Origin of the sequence: Comamonas terrigena NBRC 13299 (assembly GCF_006740045.1) — a bacterium.
Taxonomy (GTDB): Bacteria; Pseudomonadota; Gammaproteobacteria; order Burkholderiales; family Burkholderiaceae_C; genus Comamonas; species Comamonas terrigena.
This window is the reverse complement of record NZ_AP019749.1, coordinates 2,932,443-2,948,335: the sequence shown is the minus strand read 5'-3', so window position 1 is coordinate 2,948,335 and position 15,893 is coordinate 2,932,443. Positions and strand designations below refer to the sequence as shown.

At 64.2% G+C, this 15,893-nt stretch carries 11 protein-coding genes and 1 pseudogene; 4 read left to right on the top strand and 8 right to left on the bottom strand.

The genetic code is table 11. From position 1 onward, the window contains the following. Window positions 1-338 precede the first annotated feature (338 nt). The 5 genes from CT3_RS13315 to CT3_RS13300 form a co-directional block, all read right to left on the bottom strand. On the bottom strand, window positions 339-8,765 hold the full coding sequence (locus CT3_RS13315; RefSeq protein ID WP_066533264.1) for a glycoside hydrolase family 94 protein: 8,427 nt from the start codon (window positions 8,763-8,765) through the stop codon (window positions 339-341). A 21-nt stretch (window positions 8,766-8,786) separates the two neighbouring features. Further along, window positions 8,787-8,945, bottom strand: a complete 159-nt coding sequence (locus tag CT3_RS21400; protein ID WP_282597774.1) for a hypothetical protein — start codon at window positions 8,943-8,945, stop codon at window positions 8,787-8,789. A 235-nt stretch (window positions 8,946-9,180) separates the two neighbouring features. Beyond that, window positions 9,181-9,285 (bottom strand): DUF3309 family protein, encoded by a 105-nt coding sequence (locus CT3_RS21585; RefSeq protein ID WP_428041658.1) that lies wholly within the window; start codon window positions 9,283-9,285, stop codon window positions 9,181-9,183. Between the two features lie 109 nt (window positions 9,286-9,394). Next, window positions 9,395-9,976 carry a hypothetical protein gene (locus CT3_RS13305; RefSeq protein WP_225608641.1) on the bottom strand — a complete coding sequence of 194 codons (582 nt, stop codon included), beginning with the start codon at window positions 9,974-9,976 and terminating at the stop codon, window positions 9,395-9,397. Window positions 9,977-10,046: 70 nt separating this feature from the next. Beyond that, on the bottom strand, window positions 10,047-10,370 hold the full coding sequence (locus tag CT3_RS13300; RefSeq protein WP_066533262.1) for a BON domain-containing protein: 324 nt from the start codon (window positions 10,368-10,370) through the stop codon (window positions 10,047-10,049). A 349-nt stretch (window positions 10,371-10,719) separates the two neighbouring features. On the opposite strand from CT3_RS13300, the gene CT3_RS13295 reads away from it, so the two are divergent. The 4 genes and pseudogenes from CT3_RS13295 to CT3_RS13280 all read left to right on the top strand — a co-directional run bounded on the left by CT3_RS13295 (window position 10,720) and on the right by CT3_RS13280 (window position 14,222). Then, window positions 10,720-10,944, top strand: a complete 225-nt coding sequence (locus CT3_RS13295; protein WP_066533261.1) for a glycine zipper 2TM domain-containing protein — start codon at window positions 10,720-10,722, stop codon at window positions 10,942-10,944. A 64-nt stretch (window positions 10,945-11,008) separates the two neighbouring features. Continuing rightward, window positions 11,009-11,874 (top strand): annotated as a pseudogene (locus CT3_RS21390) (slipin family protein). 249 nt (window positions 11,875-12,123) lie between these two features. Beyond that, window positions 12,124-12,936, top strand: a complete 813-nt coding sequence (locus tag CT3_RS13285; RefSeq protein WP_172591788.1) for a GGDEF domain-containing protein — start codon at window positions 12,124-12,126, stop codon at window positions 12,934-12,936. A 5-nt stretch (window positions 12,937-12,941) separates the two neighbouring features. Continuing rightward, window positions 12,942-14,222 (top strand): cation:proton antiporter, encoded by a 1,281-nt coding sequence (locus tag CT3_RS13280; RefSeq protein WP_066533259.1) that lies wholly within the window; start codon window positions 12,942-12,944, stop codon window positions 14,220-14,222. 1 nt (window position 14,223) lies between these two features. On the opposite strand, the gene CT3_RS13275 is transcribed toward CT3_RS13280, so the two are convergent. From CT3_RS13275 to CT3_RS13265, 3 genes are all read right to left on the bottom strand, one after another. After that, on the bottom strand, window positions 14,224-14,382 hold the full coding sequence (locus CT3_RS13275; RefSeq protein WP_083520242.1) for a DUF3309 family protein: 159 nt from the start codon (window positions 14,380-14,382) through the stop codon (window positions 14,224-14,226). Between the two features lie 64 nt (window positions 14,383-14,446). Beyond that, window positions 14,447-14,794, bottom strand: a complete 348-nt coding sequence (locus tag CT3_RS13270) for a hypothetical protein (RefSeq protein WP_066533257.1) — start codon at window positions 14,792-14,794, stop codon at window positions 14,447-14,449. A 139-nt stretch (window positions 14,795-14,933) separates the two neighbouring features. Next, complete coding sequence (locus tag CT3_RS13265; RefSeq protein ID WP_066533256.1) at window positions 14,934-15,647, bottom strand: Crp/Fnr family transcriptional regulator; 714 nt, start codon at window positions 15,645-15,647, stop codon at window positions 14,934-14,936. Window positions 15,648-15,893: the final 246 nt, after the last annotated feature.

Genomic DNA, 15,893 nt, shown 5'->3' with positions numbered 1-15,893 from the left:
GGTAGGGGGAGGGCGCGCCCTCGGCGGTGAAGTCGCTTTTTTGTCTCGCGAGCGCTTGGGGATCGGGTTCGTGGTGTTCAACTCTCATGGTGGCTTTCTCCTGGAGGCGATGGCTGAGCATCGCTTGCAGCTTAGGCCTGCGCCTGGCGGGCGTCTGTGCGATTGCGAACACTGCAGGGGCGCTTTCCTTGGATGGCTGCGCACCGCCATATCAAAAAAAGCATCTTCCAGCGCTTGCTACGCCTCATTTTTCTGAAAACAACCATATGAAAGTAATGGTGGGTAAGCGTAAACAGATCTGTTTTCTTGAATGCGCGTGCCAAGGAGGGCTTGCGCATTCACGGCGCGCTCTGCGGGGTGACCGCCGCCAGGGGAATGACAAAGCAGCTGTGCGCCGGCAGGTCTCTCCAGCGTAGGCGCTCAGCTACCTGCAGCACCCGTGCGCCAGCAGCCGCCCCCTTTTCCATCGCCGCCGCCCGGTTGCCCCGCACCAGGATGAAATGCAGGGAGCGGCCGTCGCGTGCCAGTGTCAATTCGGCTTCGGGCCAATGGGCAGGCAGGCAGGGCGTGAAGAAGAGCTCCTCGGCCATCAGGTGCAGCCCGAGGATGGATTCCACGGCGGCGCGGTGCATCCAGCCCGCCGAGCCGGTGTACCAGCTCCAGCCGCCGCGCCCCACGTAGGGCGGCTGGCTGTAGACGTCCCCGGCCATCACATAAGGCTCGATGGCGTAGTGCCGGCCCCATTCGGGGTGGCTGGCCCGGTGCGCCGGGCTCAGGCAGGTGAAATAGCGGTAGGGCGTGTCGGTGGCCACGCCGGCACTGGTGGAACACGCGGGCTGGCGCACGGCCAGTGCCGCTGCCGCCATCAGCGCCCAGACCCCGGCATGTGTGTACTGCCCGCCGTTCTCGCGCACGCCGGGCGGGTAGGCCTGGATGTAGCCGGCACTGGGCATGGCATGCACCAGGGGAGGGGTCAGCAGCTGGATCAGCCCCGCATTAGGCAGCACCAGATGCGTTTCGACCGCCTCCATGGCGACGCCCTGGCGGGCAGACCACTGCGGCGTGGAGAGCACGGCCCATGCCTGCGCGATCAGGTCGATGCGTGCCTCGGACTGGCTGGCCGAGCCCAGCGGGCTGCCGTCGTCGAAAAAGGCGCGCTTGTACCATTGCCCATCCCATCCCGGGCCTTGCAGCGCCTGGCGCCAGCCCTGCTGGGCGGCCTCCCATCGCGCGGCGCGGTCGGCGTCGCCCACGCCGCGCGCCAGCGGGATCCAGTCGGCGACGATGGCGCACAGGAACCAGGCCAGCCACACCGATTCGCCCTGGCCAGCGGGGCCCACGCGGTTCATGCCGTCGTTCCAGTCGCCCGCGCCCATCAGCGGCAGGCCGTGCGCGCCCACGGCGAGGCTCCGGTCGATGGTGCGTGCGGCGTGTTCGTACAGGGATGCCGAGACCGCGCTGACCTGGGGCGTTTCGTAGGCATCTTCGGCGCCGTCGGGGATGGGCGCGGCATCGAGGAACGGCACGCTCTCGCGCAACAGGGCCGTGTCGCCCGTGGCCTGCAGGTAGTGCGCGCAGGCGAAGGGCAGCCACAGCAGGTCGTCGGAGAAATGGGTGCGCACGCCCGCGCCGCCCGGCGTATGCCACCAGTGCTGCACGTCGCCCGCTTGGAACTGGCGCGAGGCGCACAGCAGGATCTGCGCGCGCAGCAGGGGCGGATCGGCCCAGGCGAATGCCATGGCGTCCTGCAACTGGTCGCGGTAGCCGGTCGCGCCGCTGACCTGGTAGAAGCCCGCCTTGGCCCACAGCCGCGAGGACTGGACTTGGTACAGCAGCCAGCGGTTCACCATCACGTCGAACAGCGGATCGGGCGTGCGCACCTGGGTGGCCCCGAGCAGCGTGCTCCAGTACTGGCGGATCGCCTGCTCGCGCCCGGCAGGGGGGAGGGGGGCGGCTTGCGCGAGCAGCGCCCGCGCCGCCTGGGGACTGGCCGCATAGCCGGTCAGGTAGACCTGCTCCAGGGTGGATCCTGGGCGCAGCGTGGTAAGGCGCGACAGCGCCGCGCAGGGGTCGAGCCCGTAACCGCTGCGCTGTCCCAGCGAGGACGGCAACTGCAGCTGCCCCTGGGTGCCAAAGAAGGCGCTGCGATCGCAGGTCCAGTCCAGGCCCTCGTGGCTTCTGTCGCCTCTCAGGCTGTTGCCTTCGCAGAAGAAGGCCGTGCCGCCGCCAAAGCCGGCCCCGGCCTCCGTCTGGGTGCACAGCAGGCCCCACAGCCCCTGGTGTGGCGGGGGGGCGAAACAAGGCGCGGTTTCCACCGTCGCGCGATCCGCGCGCTTTTCCCCCATCATCCACTCGACCATGCCGACAATACGCAGGTGCGCCTTGCGCGCGCCCTGGTTGGTAACCCGGATGCGCACCTGCTTGATCGCGGTCGCGATGTCCACGCACCAGCGCACAGAAACTTCCAGGTCGCCGCGCCGGTGGCTTATGTCGGTAAAGCCCTGACCGTGCACGACATGGTAGGTCGCGCCGGCATCGCCCCAGGCACTGGGTGCGACGCTCCAGACTTCCTGCGTGTGCCGGTCCTGCAGCAGGAGCCATTCGGCGGGCGTGTCGGCCACGGGGTCGTTTTGCCATGCCGTGAGCTGGTTCAGCCGGCTGTTGACGGCCCAGGTATTGCCGCCGCCGCTCTCGGTGACCTGCCCGCCGAAGCCGGGGTTGGCCAGGATGTTGGCCCAGGGTCGGATAGGGCGCAGGGCGGGCCCCACGTCGAACTGGAAGTCGCCCGTGCCGGCGGTGAACGCGCCCGTGGGCGCCGGGGCCGCCGTGCCCGAGCTGCGCTGAACGCCGACTTGGTGCACCTGCGCCTCGGTCCGCAAGGGCCTCGAGTGGGCCGCATAGTGCGCGCTCCAGGACTTGATCTGGTGCGACAGGGCGCGGCCATCGGCATACAGCCGCACACGCGCCAGGCGTTGCAGGGTGGCTGTTTGTTCGCTGGTGATCTCATCCTGGCGCAAGACATGCAGGCTGGTCACTGCGGAGCCTGAACGCGCCTTGCGGTCCGTCTCGTGCTGGTCGCACAGCAGCTTCAGTTCCTGCTGCACGGGCATGTGGTAGGAGTGGACTTCGCTGTTGAGTACGACGAGGTCGCACACGACGCCGCCACGCGACCATTCGCACAGGGCCTGCACCAGAAGGCGCAGCAAGCCCAGGCCCTGCGGAGCGCCCGCGTTCACCAGGATCAAGGGCCGGTCGCCGGAAATGCCCAGTGGCCACAGCACGCGCCGGTCGCTGGTCGAGGCCTCGTCCTGCCGGTTTTTCGCGCGCTGCGTCTGCGCCCTGGGCAGGGTGAAGACCAGGGCGGTAGTCAGGAGTTGCAGGGTGGGCAGATAGTCGGGCCGTGGCCGGTGCGGCGCCGCTGGCCCTCCTGCCAGGGTCGCGGACATCACCGAGGCGCGCTCCACGTAGCTGGGCTGGCGGTACTTGTCCACGACCGCCATGAGCCGGGCTTCTGAGTCGCAGGCGGCCAAGGCGAAGGTCACACTCACCTGCTCGCCCGGCGCGATCTGCAGCAGCACGCCCAGCACCGAGACGGGGTCCAGCTGGGTCACCAGCGCGGCCGCCTGCCCCGGCACGGGCTCCAGGCTGGCCAGCGGCTGGCTTGCCGCGTGGTTGCGGCCCTGCCACCGGGCCCGGTCGGTCTGGCAGCGCAGGCCCAGGATCTCGCCGCTCGCGTGTGCCACGAAATGCGCGGCCCGCATGGTGTTTTCGCCGAGCACGCGGGGCACTCTCTCGAAGCGCAGGGCCTGCTGGGCGGGCAGCCAGTCCGCCTTCACGAACATATTGGAAAAGGCGGGGTGGACCTCGTCCGCTGCGGCACTGGCCAGAGACACTTCAAAGGCCGACAGCAGCTCCAGTTCGACGGTGTGTTTGCTGAGGTTGTTCAGCACCACCTTGCGGAGCTCGATGTCATCTTCGGGGCTGACCCAGACCGTCGTGCGCGCCTGCAATTCGGGCCAGCGCGCATCGAAGTAGACGCGGTCCTGTTGGAAGGTGCTGCGGTAGAGGGCATCGGGGTCTGGGGCCGGGTTGCTCGTGACGGATACCGGAGCGGCATGGCGGCCGAGCCTCAGGTACACAAAGCTGCCGTAAGCGTCGCGCAGCACGTCGTCGCGCCAGCGGGTGATGTCCGCGGAGCCCCAGCGGCTCCAGCCCGCGCCGTTCGCGCGCAGGGTGACGCTGTAACGCCCGTTGGACAGCAGGTGGGTGGGCTCCGGTGCCTGCGCTCCCGGGATCACGGTGCGACTTACGTGCCCGGGGCGCTTGTTCGGGGATTGCAGCGGCAAGCCCAGCGGCGGTGGGGTGTACAGCCGAGGAAGCTCGCGCGGCGCACGCTCTTGCAGCAGCGACGAGACCGCTTCGATGCGGGGGTGGCCCATCAGCCAGCGTTGCGCGGCCCCTTGGCGCAGCACGTTGGCCAGAGCCACGATGGTCATGCCCTGGTGGTGCGCCATGTAGGTGCTGACACGTGTGAATCTCTCGCCGGGCGCCTGCAGTCCCGGCGTGAAATCCAGCGCCTCGAAAAAGCCATAGCGCCCGCGCGCCGACAAGGCAGCCAAGGCGCGAAAATTGTTGCAAGCGGCAGGCGTGTCAATCTGACACGCCAAGGCTGTGGCGTAAGGGGCGATCACCTTGTCGGCCATGGGTGTGCGGCGCAGCGCGAGGCGCGGAACGCCTTGCGGCGCGTATTGGTAGGCCAATGTCTGGTCGCGCCCGGCGTAGGCGCTTTCAGAGATACCCCACGGAATGCCTTGCCCGCGAACGAAGGCTATCTGCTCGCGCAGCGCCGAGCGGTTGGCGTCGTCCAGGGCGCTTCCATGGGGATCGGCCATGACCAGAGTGGGCATGAGGTATTCAAACATCGAGCCCGACCACGACCGCAGCACGGCATTGCGGCCACTGGCGAAGAAGGGCCGTCCCAGCGCCTTCCAGTGCCGCACGGGCACGTCGCCTTTGGTAATGGCGAGCAGACTGGTGGTGCGCGCTTCCGATGCCAGCAGATCGTAGAACGAGGCGTCTAGCGCCTGCTCCTCCACGCGGTAGCCTATATGCAGTAGATGGCGCTTGGCGTCGAACAGAAAGCGGAAGTCCGCATCCCAGGCCAACTGATCCAGCCTGTGGGCCAGATCCAGCAGTTTTCGCGTGATGGAGGGCGCTTCGCCAGCGGCGCTGGCTGCGATATCTCGCGCCGCCGATTGGCTGGTGACCAACTGATCGGCATGGATCCATGATGATTCTTCGTGAGAATGATGTGCTTGCAGCCGCAACTGCGATGCATGCAGAGCCTGCTGCGCCGCATGCGGCTCCAGCGGATCGCGTGCCAGCGCGACGCAGGCTTGTGACACGGCGAGCAGATGGGCACTCAGGTTTCCACTGTCCACGGTGGATACGTAGCGGGGATGCAAGGGTTGCAGCGTCTCGGTGTCGTACCAGTTCAGGAAATGCCCCTGATGGCGCTCCATGCTCTGCAGTGTGGCCAGTGTGGATTCCAGGCGTGCCAGCAGATCCAGGGTGCCGATCCAGCCGAACTTTCGCGCGCAGGCAGCGCTCAGCAAGTAGAGCCCGATGTTGGTGGGCGAGGTGCGGTGAGCGATGGCTTCGAACGGCGCGGTCTGCAGGTTGTCTGGCGGCAGGTGGTGGTCATCCTGAGTCACACAGCGCTCGAATATGCGCCAGGTGTCGCGCGCGATGCCCTCCAGCATCTCGCTATCCTGAGGGGGCAGGGCGCGGCGGCCAGAGAATCTGCAGGGCTTGTTCATGCACCACACCAGCGCAGGTGTGCAGGTCCAGACCACGAGCACGATCAGGGTCAGCGGCGCCATCGGTGCTTGCAGCAACCACAGCCCTGCCAGCAGCGCCAGTGCGGTCAATGTGCTGGCTCGGTGCCGGACCAGTGCGGAAAGCAGGCCCGCCTTGATGGAGGCATGGGCGGATTCGGCGGTCGTCCACTCCAACAGATGCCGTCGGCTCCACAGCAGGCGGTAGGCCGTGCGGACAATGGAATCGGCCTGCAGCAGCGCTTGCGACAGCAGCAGCGCTAGGTTCCATACGCCGCCCAGTGCGGCGCGCAGCAGATCCTGAGCGGCCGCAATGGCAAAGCGCCTGCCCGCGGCATGGGCGCGGTGGGGCAGCAGACTGGCGAGGCTGCCGACCACAGGTCCGGTGGCATAAGCCATCGTCGCCAATGCCAGGGCCATCGGGAGGGCTAGGCCACGCCCGGTCATGGCGGCGACGATCAGGACCAGCGACGCCGGTGCCACGCAGGTGCGGCGCAGATTGTCGAGCAGCTTCCAGCGGCTAATGGGCGACAGCCCCCAGTGCCTGTGCTGCCAGAGTATGGGCAGCAACTGCCAGTCTCCACGGCTCCAGCGGTGCTGGCGGGCCGCGGCGGTGTCGCTGTGCAGGGGAGGGGCTTCGATCACGGCTGCGTTGGAAACCACCGCGCAGCCTACCATCGCGCCCTCCAGCAGGTCATGGCTGAGGATGCGATCGTGGGGTAGTCTCTGGCACAGGAGCGCGTGCAGCGCGGAGACATGCAGCAGCCCCTTGCCGATGAAGCTGCCTTCGCCAAAGAAGTCCTGGTACACGTCCGATGTTGCGGCGCTGTAGGGATCGATGCCCTGCTGCCCTGCGAACAGCCATTGCCACGGCGATGAGGCGTCGGCCTGGGGCAGGGGCGACACTACGCGTGGCTGTAGGATGCCATAGCCTTGCACCACCGTGCGGCCCGCGCTATCCCACTGGGGCTGATTATCCGGATGCTCTGCAACCCCTACCAGGGCGCGCAGCTGGCCGGGGGGCAGTTCGGTGTCGCTGTCGAGCGTCAGGACGTAGCGCGTTCCTGGTGCCACCTGTGAGAGCTCCGCCATGTCCAGGAAAGGGCCGCGCGTGCCGGTGGCCAAGGCACAGACCAACTGTTCGAGTTTGCCGCGCTTGCGCTCCCACCCGATCCATTGACGCTGGGTGGCGCTGTAGGCGCGAGCGCGGTGCAGCAGCAGAAAACGGGGCGGCGCGCCCTGGCGCGGGGGATGCAGCGCGTTAAGCGCTTGCAGCAGCGCTTGCGCATGCTCCAGCAAGCGCGCATCCTCCGGCATGTTCTGGGCAGGGGCGTCGCTCCAGTCGCTGAGCAACGCGAACTGGGCGCAGACCTCCGGATTGGCCAGATAATGCAGGTGCAGACGATGCACCAGTTGGGCCACCGTGGCGGGCTGGCTCAGCAGCGCAGGAATCACGACCATCGTCTGTGCCGATGGTGGTATGCCTTCGGCGAGTAGGAACCGGGGAAGATGCACCGGCGTGGCGGATTCGCAGATCAGGCGGTTGACTAGGGCAATCACGGCTTCGGAGGCCGGCAGCAGCATCAGCAGCCCCACAAGGCCCAGGCCGGCAAAGCCAGATCGCTCCATCGGCATAGCGCCGGACAAGTGCAGCAACCATGCCACGAGCGCCAGCGTGCCGGCCAGTACGGCACCCAGGTAGGCGCAGGTGCGGGGGATCGGGAGGGAACGCCATAAATCCCTGATGCTCTGCTGCGCGCCCAGCGCGTGCTCCAGCTGCGCGCGCCCCGCGCCATGGAGCCAGTAGCCGGCCTGGGCGCCTGCGCCCTGCACGTTAGCCATGAAACGGATCAGCGTGCGGGCCACGGTGGATTCGTCCAGCCCGCTGCTGCGCACGGACAAGCGCTCGATCCCGTGCAGCGTGGCATTGCGACTGGCCTCATCCTCGGCGACGAACACCGAGGAAGCCTGCATCACACGCATGGTACGGCTGACTTGTGCCACGATGCCTGCCCAGTCGCTGGTACCGATCAGCCTCAGGGAAGCCACGGCATTGCTCACACTCAGGTGATCGGCGGCATGGTCGGCATACTGCTGTATCTGCAGGGAAGCTAGATCAGGAATAGCTTCCTGGAGCCACTGATCCATGGCGGGGGCCGGGGTATCGCCCAGGACCCCTCGGTGTCCCGTCAGAACCTGCGCCAGGTGGGTCAGGAATATTCGCTTTACGCCGCGAACATCCATCAGGCGCTGCATGTCCTGGACGTCCTTCAGCGTCAAATGCTCAATATGGTGAGAACACAAAACCGCCAATTCCCTCGCGGCCCCTTGGCTGGCGATCCGGTCGGCCAGGCGCCTCAGGTTCTCCACCAGTACGACCCGCAGCGTGGTGGGGAGCGCCCAGAGTTCGCCTTGGGTGAGTTCACTCCCTTCCTGGTAGGCCTTGAGAAAGCAGGTCAGAAGATCTTCATCGAATGCGCTATCGACATGCGCCACAAAAGCCCAGGCAAGGTGGTAGATGCGAGGGAACCCGGCCAAGGGCTCCCCTTGCAGGGCGGGAAGAGTGCGGTAGTAACGTGGCGGCAGGCCTTCGGTGATCTCCCGCAACTGGTCCTCGATCAGCGGAAAGTTGTCGAGCAGCCACTCAGTTCCCGGCCCGGCCTCATGCCCGTCCTGGGTAAGTTCGGTGATATAGCGCAACGCTGCGCGCAGTTGCCGGAGATTGCTTTGCAGGCGCGGATAGAACGTGGCCTGCCCAAAGCGGGCCTTGCCCACATGGTGCGATCGGCCCAGGCTGAGCCCGTACTGCGTGAACCCCTCGCAGCCAAAGAGCTCCGCTCTGAAAGGCTGCAGCGCAGGTCCGTTTCTGGCATCCAGTACATCGTCTATCTGTGATGGTACCCAGGCCCATTGGCGTTGCAGCTCCATTCTCTTTCCGAGCCTTCTGTGCTACAGCACCAGCCATGCCATGCCAGCCAACAGCGCAATCAGCAGCGTCCCCGTGAGAGCACGCTGTGCAAGCATGCGATGAAGTCTTGATATGCCCATCCACGCCACCCGCAGCGGTCCCTGCAGCGCGCCGCAATGGGCCAGATGTTTGCTGAGCATCAGGTGCTCAACGCGGGTGGTTTTGTCCGGATAGCCGCGCGACGATGTATCCCAACTGGGGGGGAGGGGGGGGGAAACTGGACATGGATGCCTCCTTGTGCAGCCCGCGGATCGGCAGACCCGCAGGCCATGGCCCTTTGTACGGGCATGTCCAGTAGGAGTCTGTGCGCTATCGAACAAAGTCCGCACAAAGGCCAATCAATGCAGCCGCAAAGATCCCATTGGTGGTACCTCTTCAGAGGCGCCCCTGCAGCAGGATCAGTACGATCGTGCCTGCGCCCAGCACACTCCTGGCCACCCAGCTGCGGCTGGGTGGCCAGGTCGGTACGGCACCGACCATACGATCAACAGAATGAGACCGAGACTCATCACGGCTCCTTTCTAAGCTTGATCGGCAATGGATGCCGACCAAACAGCACGCTGGCGATGGATAGCGTGCCAGGTTTCGATCAGGGCTGAAAGCGCTGCTTGGCCTCTTGTAGGCAAGTGCTCTTTGCATCGCCGGCTAGTGCCTCGCACTTCTGCTTAGCTAGGTCGTAGGCGGCATCGCGCTTGTCGATTGCAGCCTCGCTGCGCGCCTCGCCGGATTTCTCGCGCGCCTGCGCGTTGGCTCCAGCCGTTTTCATGGCCATCTTGGCATCGGCCAGCGCGTCCACGTGCGCGGTCTTAGCTTGCTGGCGGCATAGATCCTTGGCCTTGCCGGCTTGGTCGTCGCATTTCTCCTTGGCGATGGCGAAGGTGGTATTGGCCTTGGTGACACGCAAGTCGTAGGCATGCTTGTCGGAGGGGCGGTAGTTCTCCTCCAGTTCGGCCTTGGCCACTTGCTCGTGCCCCTTGGCCTCGGCCATGCAGATGTCGCGGGCATTGCCGGAATGCCTGACGCAGGCCTGCTTGTCCTTTTTGTACTGGGCCACGATGGTCTGCCCCTCGGCCTTGTACTGCGGCTTGCCCATGTCGGCGGCTGACGCACTAGCCAGCAGCACGCAGGAGGCTGCGAGGCCCAGCATGATGGAAGCGGTGTTCAGGTTCATTGTGATTCGTTTCATGGCGATTCCCTGGAGTGATGGCGCGGTTTTGGGGCCATGGTCGGCACGGCATGCCCTATTTGAGCTTCATGTCGTTGGTCACCGACTTCACGCCATTGACATGGTGTGCTAAGGCGACAGCGCGGTTGATGTCCGCCTGAGAATTGACGAAGCCGCTGAGCTGGACCCGGCCTTTGAAGGTCTCCACGTTGATTTCGGCCGACTTCAGGCTGGCATCGTTGAACATGGCTGCCTTGACCTTGGTCGTGATCATGGTGTCGTCCACGTATTCCCCCGAGCCCTCGCTGCGGGCGGTGGAAGCGCAGCCGATAAAGGCTAGGCTGGTGACGAGAAGTACCGCCAAGGCGCTGCGGTGCATGCAATGGGTATTCGTGATCATGGTGAGTTCCTCGCTGGATGGGAGATGGCGCTGCCCGATGTGCCGATGCTCGGGAAACAGAGGACGCGATCCAAGCGAGCGCAGGTTGAGCATGGTGTCGGCGCAGCCTGGTGTCGGTGCGCTCGAGCACACAGCGACGCAAGGCAGGCCCGAAGGTGCAGAGAGAAAGAGAAAGCCGGATATATGTGACCCACCGTACCGACTGCCGCGTCTTGTTCCGCAACGATGGGCAGGCACGGTACAAGGATGCACCGGCTCGGTCAGGGCGTCTTACGGGCTGCCTCTCTATCCAGAGACATCCAAGTGTGCCTGGGGCCAATTCCCATGCTTTTTCAAAAGAGGTACTTTCATGAAAACGATCAAGGTAACTGCAACCGCGATCCTCGCAGTAGCTGCGCTGGTGGGTTTGGGCGCTTGCGGCGATATGTCCAGACAGAACAGGGACATGGCCATCGGTGCCGGCGCCGGTGCTGTCGGAGGCGCTGTGCTGACTGGCGGAAGTGCCATTGGCACGATTGGCGGAGCTGCTGTGGGTGGCGTGATTGGCAATGAGGTCGGTAAAGACAGGAAATAGGCCGATCACCGGACCAGTGGTGCGGTGCAAGGCGCGTTGAAGGTGCGATGGAGGCTCTATGAATCTGAATCCCATCACCTCATTTCTAGTGCTCGCCTGCCTGCTCGCAGGCGTCGCGGTGGGCTATTCGATCAACCCCACGGGGTATCGATCTTCTTTGCCATGGCTGTTCTTATCGCGATGTCCCTGCAGATGGTCAATGTGGCAGAAGTTCGTCATCTTGAGAAGGGGTCGGCTGCAGAGCGTCAAGGGTGCGGGTCTGTTCACCATCATCCCCATCCTTGACAGCGTGGCGGCGGTGATTGACGTGCGCATTCAAACACTGCTTTCAATGCCGAGCAGGCGCTGACCAAGGACACGGTTCCGGTCAATGTCGACGCCATCATTTTCTGGCATGTGCATGACGCGGAGAGAGCCGCGTTGGCCATCACCATTTACCGCGAGGCGATTGACCGCGTTGCGCAAACCTCATTGCGCGAGATGATTGGTGCCTCCATGCTGGCTGCGCTGCTGTCCGATCGCAAGGACGCCGATGAACAGCTCAAGGAGGTCATCGGCAGGAAGACTGCGCCCTGGGGTGTATCGATCAGTTCGGTGGAGATTCGTGACGTGGCCATACCGGAGGCCTTGCAGGATGCGATGTCCCGCCAGGCGCAGGCAGAGCGCGAGAAGCAGGCGCGCGTCACTCTCGGTTCTGCCGAAGCGGCGATCGCCGGGAAATTCGTCGAGGCCTCCAATATTTATGCGGGGCATCCCGTGGCATTGCAGCTGCGCGCCATGAACATCATTTACGAGACCACCAAGGAGCGGGGCGCCACGATCCTGATGCCCAGTTTGATGGTGGATTGCCTGAACCCCATGCCAGGGTCATTGGGTTTGGCGGCCCTTGTAGGCAAGGCGTCGTCGGGGTTGGACCCCATGGCGCAATGAACATCGGCTCCGCCGCACGCACCGATCGGTACAGTCCAGCCGCCCATTGCCCAGTGAGGCGTGGAGCCCTCTCAAGCCCCATGGCCAGACAGGCCGCGAGCCCAGTGATGGGCGAAGTGCACCCCTTACGCGCTATGTTCGATGCCGCACGGATTGCCTGGGGGCGCCGGGCCTAGGATTCACGTCCATCGTCCATCGTCCATCGTCCATAGCCCAAGCACGAAAGTGCTCTCCGAGGAAAACCCCCCCATGGCTCAAAGGTTTCCCCTGCGCTCCAACGCTCGAGCTGCCCGCCAATTTTTCGCACTGCTTCAGGAGGGCACGGATCACTCTGCGAAACAGGCCCATGCGGATCACGGTATTTCGGTGCCGTCGCTCTGGCCGGATGCCTTGCCGGACAATCATGCGGTCCGCTGTCTTCAAGTTAGCTTGCAGGCGGCGCTGCACAGGTGCGCGCGCCTTCAAGACGAATTGCTCCAGGCCCGGTTTGCACTGGATCAGATGTATTCCGACCTTGACAGAACGAAGGAGGGGGAGCGACGCGCGTACCATCTGGCGACCCACGACCATCTCACGTCATTACCGAACCGGCTTGTGTTCCTCAATCGGCTCGCAGACTCCATCGGTGGCAGCAGGTGCAAGCCAGGGGCCATGGCGCTGCTGTACCTGGATTTGGATGGGTTTAAATGTATTAATGACTCCCATGGACATCCCGCCGGGGACGAAGTGCTCAAGGTCGTATCGCATCGTATGCGGGCGGTCTTGAGGCATGGCGACCTCGTTAGCCGGCTGGGAGGCGATGAGTTTGCATGCTTGCTGGACCCGTCTCCCACATTGCAGCAGCTATGCATCCTGGCAGGCACGCTGTGCGCGGAGATCGAGCAACCCATTCACTGCAATGGTCAGGAACTCCAGGTGCAGGCCAGCATAGGCATTGTGGTGGCGGATGCGCGGCCTGCATCGGCAGAGCAGATGATCGCGGAGGCAGATAGGGCCATGTACCATGCCAAACGCACGCGCAGCCGGTTCAGATTCAGTGGTGACAACATACACACGCCTTAGGTGCCATGTCGCTGCCTGAATGGTCTTTCTTCATGGGCGTGCTGCTCATCGCGATGGTGCTGTCGAGCACCTTGTTGGGGCGGCTGCCGCTGAGTAATGCCATGGTCTATCTGGCGCTGGGCTGGTTGCTGGGGCCCGCTGCATTGGGCGTGCTGAGGCCGGATCCATTCATGTACGCCCCACTGCTGGAGCGCTTGTCGGAGATTGCGGTGCTCATATCGCTGTTCTCCGTGGGGATGCAACTGGGCGTGCCAGTGCGGGATCCACGCTGGTGGCTGCCGCTGCGCCTTGCCGTCTTCTCGATGGTCGCCATGGTGGCGATGGTCGCGGCCATTGGTGTCTGGGTCTTGGGTCTGTCATTGGGCGCGGCGGTGCTTCTGGGCGCCATCCTGGCGCCCACGGATCCGGTGCTGGCTTCGGGTGTCCAGTCGCAGCCTGGGACGAGCCCGGACCGGTTGGGGTTTAGCCTGGCCGGTGAAGGAGGGCTCAATGATGGCACCTCCTACCCCATGGTGATGCTGGGGCTTGGGCTGCTGGGGCTGCACCCGCTGGGCGAACGCATGCTGCATTGGTGGACCATGGAGTTCCTGTGGTCTATGGCTGCGGGTCTGGCGATCGGCGCGGCGCTGGGAGCGGGCACGGGCAGACTCGTTGTCTATCTGCGCAGCCGCCATAAGGAAGCCGCGGGCTTGAACGAGTTTCTGGGTATCGGGCTCATCGGGATGGCCTACGGTACAGCTCAGCTGAGCCTGGCTTCGGGATTTCTGGCAGTATTCGCCGCAGGCCTTGCGCTGCAGCGCGTGCGCGAGCTCCCCAGAGCCGTGACAGGGAAAGAAATGCTCGCGCCCCCGGTAGTCCTAATGGCCGGTGCGACGCTTCACGCGAGTGATATGCGAGATTCCGTCCACGGATTCAATGAACAGCTGGAGCGGCTTGCTGAACTAGCTCTCGTGCTCATGGTGGGAGCCATGCTGCCTTACGCCAAACCGGTGACACCCGTTTGGTGGTTCGTCCCATTGGTGCTGCTAGTCCTCAGGCCTGTGTCCACGCTGCCTGCCGTATGGGGCAGGCATGCGGATTGGAGGCTGCGGGCCATGATCGGCTGGTTTGGAATTCGGGGTATCGGCTCCATCTTCTACATGCTGTTGGCATTGCGACATGGCATTGATCCGGCCACTGCCGCAACCGTGGTAAGCCTGACATTGTGGACTGTGGCCGCCTCGATCATCGTGCATGGCATCACGGTACTGCCATTGATGAAGCGCTACATCGGGCCCCACGGATGACTCAGAGGCGTCCCATCAGAATCAGTACGACCCACACCACCACAGCCAAGCCAACCAAGCCGCTCGGGAAGTAGCCCCAGCTTCGGCTGTGCGGCCAAGCGGGGAGCGCACCAATCAATACCAGGAGCAGGACGACCAGCAAAATAGTACCTATGCTCATGATTATCTCCTTACGGTAAGTTGTTTCGTTCGCTGGCTGCACCCTATTTCCAAGAGGGGCAGGCTCACATGCCCTTGTTGCTCCGATGGGGCGGGGCTTGCGCATCCGGCTTATGCCAGGCAGTGTGGATGTGCTTGAGGAAGCTGCGGGTGTCCACGCTGTCTTCCTCAATTTCGGACACGGCGCTCTTCAGGATGTCATCGTCCATTGCCGCGTCCCGTGAGGCCGGGCTCCTACCCTCGTCATATCTGCGATCAATTTGTCGCCGCCAGATGTTGGCCAAGGTCGCTGTTTGCGAAACCACGGCGGCGCACACGATCAGCGCAATGCCAAGACCGATGCTGTCCAGGAAGTAGAGCGTCGCGCCGATGGCCGCCATGGCAAAGGCAACGAGGACAGTGACGATGTTCATGCGATGCTCCTCTTTCTTCTGCTATTGGAAGCCTGTCTGCCTAACCGGTCTGTGCGCTGGCATACACCAGCACTACGTGTTGGGCGTATGCGCATGGGTACTGTGGCAGACAGACGATGGTCTTGACTGCTACCTGCGCTTACCGGTACCTAGGGGCTGTCCCCATGATCTGGGCGTAGATGCGCTTGTCGGTTGCGTAGCAACTGCAGGCTCTCGCCTCCAGGACTTTGCGATTTCGCACCGTCAGCTCGCCCCGGTGGTATGCAATCAGGCCGTCCGCCTGGAGCTCGCTGGCCGCATTGGTGACGCTAACCCGCCGGACACCCAGCATCTGTGCCATGGATTGTTGTGAGGCGTGGAAGCTCCCGGCGGAAGAGGATCGGTCGCGGCTCATCAATATCCAGCGCGCCAGGCGTGGGGTCAAGAGGTGGTATCGCTGGCAGGCGGCGGCGAGCGCCTGCTGGTGCAGTTGCACCAGCAGACTGGCCCGCAGCAATCGTTGCAGCGCGGGGCTGGCAGTGCATTGCTGGCGCAAATCTGCAGCGCTGATACGCCAGCCAGAGCACGGTTGCTGCACCAAGGCCCGCCAGGCGGGCTTGGTTGCTCCAAGAATCAGTTCCGCCCCCAGCACCGTTTCGGGGCCTGCCATGCCGATCGCCAGACATCGATGTCGATCGATATCTGCGATCAGCGTGAAGAAACCTTGGTTGGGAAAGTAGGCATGGCTGAGCGGCTGCCCTTGTTCGCCCAGTTCATGCGGCGTGTCCAGCTCGAAAAGCTCGCATTGATCCAGCAGCCGGTGGTGCGCCGCGCGGGGCAGTTGAAGGATCAGAGCGTTGACAAGCGATTTCATGAGGTGGAAGGAATCTCAATCCTTGTCATATGTGGAGATTTGCGATGAAGGGCTGGAAACGCCATCTAGGGAAGCGCTCGCTAGGAGTGTGTGTGCAACCCAGACGGGTGACTGTCCGGTATCGCACATTGGTCTTGTGGCGGTGGAAGTTTGCCGTCACCATAGGGGACGTGTATCTATCGTGCGAAGTCGATTGCGCTCATGTGCTGGCACCGGAACGGTTGGTTTATCAGCAATGGCGTCTTG